The organism is Mesorhizobium sp. M1399 (assembly GCF_040317735.1).
In the GTDB taxonomy this organism is placed as follows: Bacteria; Pseudomonadota; Alphaproteobacteria; order Rhizobiales; family Rhizobiaceae; genus Mesorhizobium.
Genome location: NZ_JAMYKZ010000046.1, coordinates 1 through 6121, shown reverse-complemented (window position 1 = coordinate 6121; position 6121 = coordinate 1). Strand labels below are relative to the sequence as shown.

Below are 6121 nucleotides of genomic sequence, written 5' to 3'. Positions count from 1 at the left end.
CGCACGGACCGTCCAGTGTGTCGCTTCGTGAGCAGGCGGCTCAAGCGTCAGCGCGACGACGTTGTCGACCAGCACGGCTTTCAGCGGCGCGATGCCGGGCGGCGCAACAGGCCGTCGACGCCCTCGGCCATGAACCGTTCCTGCCACCGCCATACGCAGGTCTTCGACTTGGCCGTAGCCGCCATGACTGCCACAGTTCCCAAGCCTTCGCTGCTCAAAAGGATGATCCGAGCTCGCCAGACATGCTTCTGCGGCGAGCCTCGGGCCGCCACGATCGCCTCAAGCCTAGCCCTGTCGGATGCCGTAACGTCGATCATGATACCTGTGCGCATCTTCCCCACCGTCGCATGCCGCGACAACGAGGGGAATCCCAAATCGGACTCTTCCGTCCCGATCAGTCCACTAGTGCCGCCTTTCCAAGAGGCGGGGCCGTTGAGTATGTGATGATTGCGACTCATCTCTGGCCCCCAGGCCATGTATTAATGGTTATTCCTTCGCTGCAAAGCCAAGCTCAGCGCGGCTTGCATCCAAGATCGCCCGAAGGACGTCGATGCCGAATTTGAGGCTTTCCACCTCGACATCCAGCGGGATGCCGTAGGTGACTGTGGCTTTTGCCTCAGCGGTTACCACCTCCTCCAGTTCTTCGAACCACTGAGGACTGTTCCCTTTGTGAAGCTTCGATAGTTCCTTAATCGCGACACTAAATGCCGATTGAACAGCGATCAGAGCGGCGCCAAGCTTTCGTTCGTCTACACCCGAAATGTAAACAACAGGTCTGTTTTGCTTATCCATCACACATTTCCTCCGCCGAGTAGCGACATTGTCCTCGATCCAGATCTGACGCACTGAAGCCTGTCAGCTGCAGTCTTAGGTAGCGCGCAATACTTAGGGGGACCACGTGGAAATCACTTCGACCCCTATAGCGGACCCCTATGACCTCGGCAAAAGGTTTTTCACTCAAACTGCACGAACGTAGTTTTCCGCATCTTTTCTCGAGCAGCATCAGCAACTGATCTCCGGAAAGTTCCTCCCCCTCTGGCCGCGCAGGTACTCCCGCATTCGATCTGGGAGCGGATTGCGAAGCAGGTTAACCATGCAATTAGGACTAAGGCGCTCCAAAATGTACGGCAGTGCGGTTTGCGAATTGCCAGTTCCTCGCAGGTTGTTTCCCATGACACTAAGCTGCTCCAGCCCCGTCAGTAGGTTAGCGGGCAAGCCGCTCAGAGAATTGTTGCCCGCACTGAGGAACGTTAGGCTGGCCGGGAGGTTCTCGGGTAGGCTGGCGAGTTCATTGTCGTCGGCTTGGAGTCTCTTGAGACTCGCCGGAAGGCGCTCAGGAAGGCTAGTTAGTTGATTGCCGCCGACCCAGAGATCCGTTAGCTCGGGCGGGAGATTTTCCGGCAGGAGCGCGATTTCGTTCTGGATGACGCCAAGGTCTCTGAGCCCTGGCGCGCGGGCAACTCGGTCAAGCGGTTGCTGTTGACGTGGAGCACGTCGAGCATCCCCGGAAGAAACTCAGGCAGCCTGATCAGTTGGTTGCTACCGGCATCGAGCTTTCGCAGACCGGGTGGGAGATTGTTGGGCAGCCTGGTCAGCCGGTTGTCATTGGCATTGAGCCACTGGAGGTTGGCCGGTAGTCTGGGGGGCAGTGCCGTCAGGGACAGCGATGTCAAGTTCAGCTCGGCTCGGAAATTGCCTGTTTCGAGCCAAGCCTCGATCCGTGCCATTGCCTCTTGCCGCTCCTCATCTTGCTCCTGCTCCCCTTCCTTCGTCCAGGCTCGTAAAATTTGTTTCAGCGCCGCTTCGCCGGACGAGGAGCCGGTCAAGCATTCAATCCACTTAAGGGTGTCTTCACCGTCTTGTTCGGAATTTGCCCCCACCCCTTGCCTGCTGCCTTGCATCGCGTCGCTCCTTAGGTCATTGCGCGACTGCTGATGTTATTTCAGACCGACCGTTCCTTGCCATGCAAAATCCGCATCGCGTTATGCGGGCACAAGATAGCTCGCTTTCCAGCCTATCGTGATCTCAACGGCTTTGACTTCGCCAGCAGCGAGGTAAAGAGGCACTGGTGCGGCAACTTCATCGTTGCGAGTTCGTCGCCGACCAGCGCAACGCCGTGCTCATCGGCGGCCCCGATCCCACGACATAATGCACACCTCGCTATGTTATTGAAAAAGCTGGATCTGCTGATCCTGTGATTGTGATAATGGACTGTGTCCGCTCCTGCCGGAATGGTGCTGGATATCGAGTTGCTCGATATCTTCATGACGGATGATCCAAGGCGTACCCTTGCAATACTGCTCGGCCTTCAGATCGCCGGCGCGGATCATGCGCAGCACGGTCATTGGCCGCAGGCCGAGCTTCGCAGCCGTTTCCTGCAATGTATACTCGCCGCGCTCCGACCGTTCGTCCTTTTTGTAGACGGCGATGTCGTGCTGGTTGCGGAAAGTGCAGACACGGGACTGCGTCCATCCGTTGAGACGACCCGTGGTTTTGCCGAGCCGGTTGAGAAGCGATGCGATCGCTCTATCGGCAATTGGCGTGCCAGGGCACGGATCAGGTCCTCGATGTCCGGCGGGGCGCCCCAACGGTGATGGCCTGCCTTGTCTTCCTGACCGAAAGCGCGGTATGGTCGCCGCCCTGCCAATGCACCAGCATTTTGATGTGGTCGTCTTCGATGGCGACGACAATCTCGCGGATCACGGCACGGATGATCCGCTTGCGCGTGGTGGCGGTGGCGTTGGCATGATGCCGTGCCAGTTCGAGATCGGCGCCCATGCGCAGCAGGCTCCGCCGTTCCTCTTCTCCCAGAGCCTCAGGCTTGTGGCGGTCGAGCGCGTCAAGCTCGTCCTGACGCTCGCGGACGGCTACGAGCGCGGCATTCCAGCGTCGCTCCAGTTCGCCTGCTACAAGCCGGTTGTCCGGGTCGACGGCGTCATACTGGCGGCGTGCATGGGCGGCTTCATAACGTGCCTGCTCGAGTGCGAGCTCCACATGGCGCCGCTTCTCTCCAGCCTGCACGGTGGAGGTCTCGATGGCCTTGATCGCCGCTTCCATGGCGAGCGGTTGAAGGCGTTGAAGAACCTCCGCGCTGACCGCCTGATCGACCCGCAACGATCCGAAGCCGATGCACGGGTCGGTTCCGTGGTTGACCTGCGCTCCGCGGCAATGATAGCGCCCCGTATTGCCGTTGCTGCCGGAATAGGAGACATGCAGCTTGCGGCCGCAATGGCCGCAGCGCAAGAGACCGCCGAGCAGCAACTCGCCCCGGCGAAGAGCACCGCGCGGCACCAGGCCTTTGCTTGTGGCATTGTCCGTGATCAGGCGCTGATTCCTCTCAAAATCGTGCCAGCTCAGGTAACCTTCGTGATGGTCGATGAGCAAGACCTCCCAGTCGGCGCGATCGCGCCTGATCCCACGCAAAATCCGTTTGCGTCCGGCCTCTATGGTGACTTTGCTGCAGGTTCGCCCGAACGCATAGGCGCCGGCGTAGATCGGGTTGGTGAGAATGTGGTGCACCGTATTGTAGACGGGCAGCTTCCAGACGATCGCCCTGTCCGCCGCGCGCGTGTAATTTACGGCAGGGAGCATAATGCCCTCGCGGCGCAACCACAGATGCACCTGCCGGATGCTCTGCAGTTCGTCGAAACGCCGGAATACAAGATCGATCGCCTCGCGGATCCGCAGGTCCGGGTCTTTCTCGACCCGGTTCCGGCCCGACTTGACGTAACCGATCGCCACCGTCAGGAAAAGTTCGCCCCGTCGTGCCTTCTGCTTCAGGGCTTCGATCGAGCGGGCCCGCAGGATCGAAAGCTCCAGTTCGCTCATCGTGCCCTTCATGCCGAGCAGCAGCCTGTCGTTGGGATGACGCGGTTCGTAGATGCCGTCCTCATCTATGATGAGCGTTCCGACAAGGCCGCAAAACTCGATGAGCGTATGCCAGTCCCGGCCATTGCGGGCCAGCCGGGAGGCTTCAATGGCGAGAACCGCACCAACCCGACCTTCGCAGATCGCCGCCAGAAGCTTCTCAAAGCCCGGACGGCTGATGCCAGACCCTGAACGACCGAGATCTTCATCGATGACGATGGCGTCTTTCCAGCCAAGGGACCGCGCTCGCTCGGCAAGGCCATATTGGCGTCGCCGGCTCTCGGGATTGTTGACGAGTTGATCGGCCGTCGACTGCCGGACATAGACATAGGCACCGCGCGCGAGATGTTCAGCGGTGATCTTCATGATCTGCCTCCCGTCCCGTCTGGCTCACCACCGCTTCCCTCAGCAAGGTCTCGATCAGCGGGAGGGTGCGTTCCCGGACTTCGCCTGGAAGACTCGATGGCGGAGCCTTCTTGGAAAACAGGTCTGGCTGGTCGGTTCGGCATTGCCTGCGCTGCATGGTGGTCTCCTGGCTGGCGTGAGTCGCTCTGCAGAAAACGTAGACATGCATCGACCTCGCGGCGCAGGTCGCGCAGGCATGAAAGGGGAAAACGGGGCGCCTCGCGAACCGCCATCGTCAGGGCGATCTCTTCCGTCATCCAGATCGGAATCAGCGCCAGGCTGCCATCCGGTTGTCGCCCGACATAGGCCGGCTCACCGCAATAACGCTGACGGCCTGTGACGAAAATCTCCCCGCCCGAACGTGGATGAAAGGCGTAACGGACAATCTTCTTTGCCTCGCCATCCTGATAACGGGCATTATGAGCCCAGTCCGACCGGCCTGGGCAAGAGTTGGCTTGCCTGCGCGCTCGGGCATAAGGCCTGCCGGGACGACCGGTCCGTTCTCTATAAGCGTGTCCCACGCCTGTTCGCCAACCTGGCGCTCGCCAGAGGCGATGGTCGCTACGCACGCCTGCAACGCACGCTCGCCCGGGTCCAATTGCTGATCCTTGATGATTGAGGCCTTGAACCACTCGACGATCAGGCCCGCCACGATCTCCTCGAAATCCTCGAGGATGGCTACGGCCGCCGCTCCACCATCATCACCAGCCAACTGCCCGTGTCAGCATGGCATGACGTCATCGGAAATCCGACTTATGCCGACGCCATCCTGACGCAAGCGGACCGCAACCGGCAAGTGGCATATGGACGAGATCTATATCAAGGTTCGCGGCCGTTGGATGTATCTGTATCTTTATCGCGCCCTCGACAGCGTCGGCATTCAGCCCCCCCTTTCGGTATCGGTCAGCAGTTGCCCAATTCAACTCTCCATCGGCGCCAGGGCATCATCCAGGTTGGGCGCAGGCGAGCCGATCAGGGTGGTCGCAGTCGGTCCTGGAGTGCCCGCCGATCGGCAACGAGGTTATTGAGGTGCTGCGGCTGCGGCAGTCCTTGTGCCAATCGTCCAACCAGTTCCCGCGTCGCGTCCAGCACGCAGACGCCGCAATCCCAACCGTTATCCTGCCGGTTGATGCTGCCTTTGAACGCGGTGGCGCCCAGCCTTTTTGCGAGCGCTGCTGCAATCCCGTCGTTGAATCCCCCCAAGGAGTCGTAGTGATAGGCAACCGGGTTGTCTCGGTCCGTGCGATCAAAGAGCAGCAGCGACCAATGGTTGCCGCGGAGACGAGGATCAACAGCATCGGCATCGTTCAGTGGCAGGAACAGGAAGTCGGCTGTATCCGTGCCGCGCCGGCCGCGGCCGCGCAAGATCCCCTCCCAGTGGGTCTCCTCGTGGGGGTTGTCCCGCAGACGCTGGGCTACGAGGGGATCCACGAGGCGCGTCCGAGCGGCCAGATCCGGATTGGTCACCTGCAACTCGCGCTCCAGGAGATTGTAATCTCTTGTGATGTGGCTATCGTCCAGCCATTGCTCGTCGTCGAGCCAAGCTCCAGGGTGAAAAGTGAGATGAACACCGTCCGACTGCAGCGCGGCCGTGTAAAGCTGACTGGGGTCCAGCGGATTTTGGGTGTGCCCATTATTGATCAAGAAGCGTGTCGATGGAGCGTACCAGGTCGGCGCGACCCCTCTGGTCTCCAGGATGTTGATCACATCGTACGAGGCCAGTCCGGAGCCGTGTTGCCAGCCATCAAACTCAATCTCAGGCGGCTTGGGAGTTGATGGGCCGGCAAAGGACGGCGGGCCGGCCCACGCCGGCGCAGAGTGAGCGTCGTCGCGCAGCTCGTGCGGTGTG

The 6121-nt window shown here is 60.5% G+C and carries 6 protein-coding genes and 4 pseudogenes; 3 read left to right on the top strand and 7 right to left on the bottom strand.

Features of this window, described 5'->3' with window-relative positions:
- The 3 genes and pseudogenes from NKH05_RS32500 to NKH05_RS32490 all read right to left on the bottom strand — a co-directional run.
- Positions 1 to 332: pseudogene (locus tag NKH05_RS32500) on the bottom strand (helix-turn-helix domain-containing protein); the annotation flags it as partial.
- A gap of 154 nt (positions 333 to 486) precedes the next feature.
- A complete protein-coding gene (locus NKH05_RS32495) occupies positions 487 to 792 on the bottom strand; it encodes a hypothetical protein (RefSeq protein WP_352608360.1) in 306 nt (101 codons plus the stop codon).
- Between the two features lie 584 nt (positions 793 to 1376).
- Positions 1377 to 1901, bottom strand: a complete 525-nt coding sequence (locus NKH05_RS32490; RefSeq protein ID WP_352608362.1) for a hypothetical protein — start codon at positions 1899 to 1901, stop codon at positions 1377 to 1379.
- Between the two features lie 93 nt (positions 1902 to 1994).
- Between NKH05_RS32490 and NKH05_RS32485 the strand changes: the two are divergent.
- Positions 1995 to 2134 (top strand): annotated as a pseudogene (locus tag NKH05_RS32485) (ATP-binding protein); the annotation flags it as partial.
- A 31-nt stretch (positions 2135 to 2165) separates the two neighbouring features.
- Here the strand turns inward: NKH05_RS32485 and NKH05_RS32480 are convergent.
- Genes NKH05_RS32480 through NKH05_RS32470 form a run of 3 tightly spaced genes read right to left on the bottom strand, consistent with a single transcriptional unit; the run spans position 2166 to position 4390 of the window.
- A complete protein-coding gene (locus tag NKH05_RS32480; RefSeq protein ID WP_352973247.1) occupies positions 2166 to 2588 on the bottom strand; it encodes a helix-turn-helix domain-containing protein in 423 nt (140 codons plus the stop codon).
- Positions 2557 to 4233 carry a recombinase family protein gene (locus NKH05_RS32475; protein ID WP_353017874.1) on the bottom strand — a complete coding sequence of 559 codons (1677 nt, stop codon included), beginning with the start codon at positions 4231 to 4233 and terminating at the stop codon, positions 2557 to 2559. The genes NKH05_RS32480 and NKH05_RS32475 overlap by 32 nt, the downstream gene beginning before the upstream one ends.
- Positions 4217 to 4390, bottom strand: a complete 174-nt coding sequence (locus tag NKH05_RS32470; RefSeq protein ID WP_156933500.1) for a hypothetical protein — start codon at positions 4388 to 4390, stop codon at positions 4217 to 4219. Before NKH05_RS32470 ends, NKH05_RS32475 begins: the two co-directional genes overlap by 17 nt.
- Positions 4391 to 4702: 312 nt before the next feature.
- Between NKH05_RS32470 and NKH05_RS32465 the strand changes: the two are divergent.
- Positions 4703 to 5062 (top strand): annotated as a pseudogene (locus tag NKH05_RS32465) (ATP-binding protein); the annotation flags it as partial.
- A pseudogene (locus NKH05_RS32460) lies at positions 5046 to 5150 on the top strand (DDE-type integrase/transposase/recombinase); the annotation flags it as partial. The pseudogenes NKH05_RS32465 and NKH05_RS32460, both read left to right, overlap by 17 nt.
- A 94-nt stretch (positions 5151 to 5244) precedes the next feature.
- On the opposite strand, the gene NKH05_RS32455 reads toward NKH05_RS32460, so the two are convergent.
- Positions 5245 to 6121: Ulp1 family isopeptidase (locus tag NKH05_RS32455; protein ID WP_353027053.1), on the bottom strand; the 877-nt coding region annotated here is incomplete at its 5' end.

What these genes read in the sequence shown, in the direction of transcription:
- NKH05_RS32470 (WP_156933500.1), bottom strand. Translation starts at nt 4,390, where the DNA reads ATGCAGCGCAGGCAATGCCGAACCGACCAGCCAGACCTGTTTTCCAAG.
- NKH05_RS32490 (WP_352608362.1), bottom strand. Translation starts at nt 1,901, where the DNA reads ATGCAAGGCAGCAGGCAAGGGGTGGGGGCAAATTCCGAACAAGACGGT.
- NKH05_RS32495 (WP_352608360.1), bottom strand. Translation starts at nt 792, where the DNA reads ATGGATAAGCAAAACAGACCTGTTGTTTACATTTCGGGTGTAGACGAA.
- NKH05_RS32475 (WP_353017874.1), bottom strand. Translation starts at nt 4,233, where the DNA reads ATGAAGATCACCGCTGAACATCTCGCGCGCGGTGCCTATGTCTATGTC.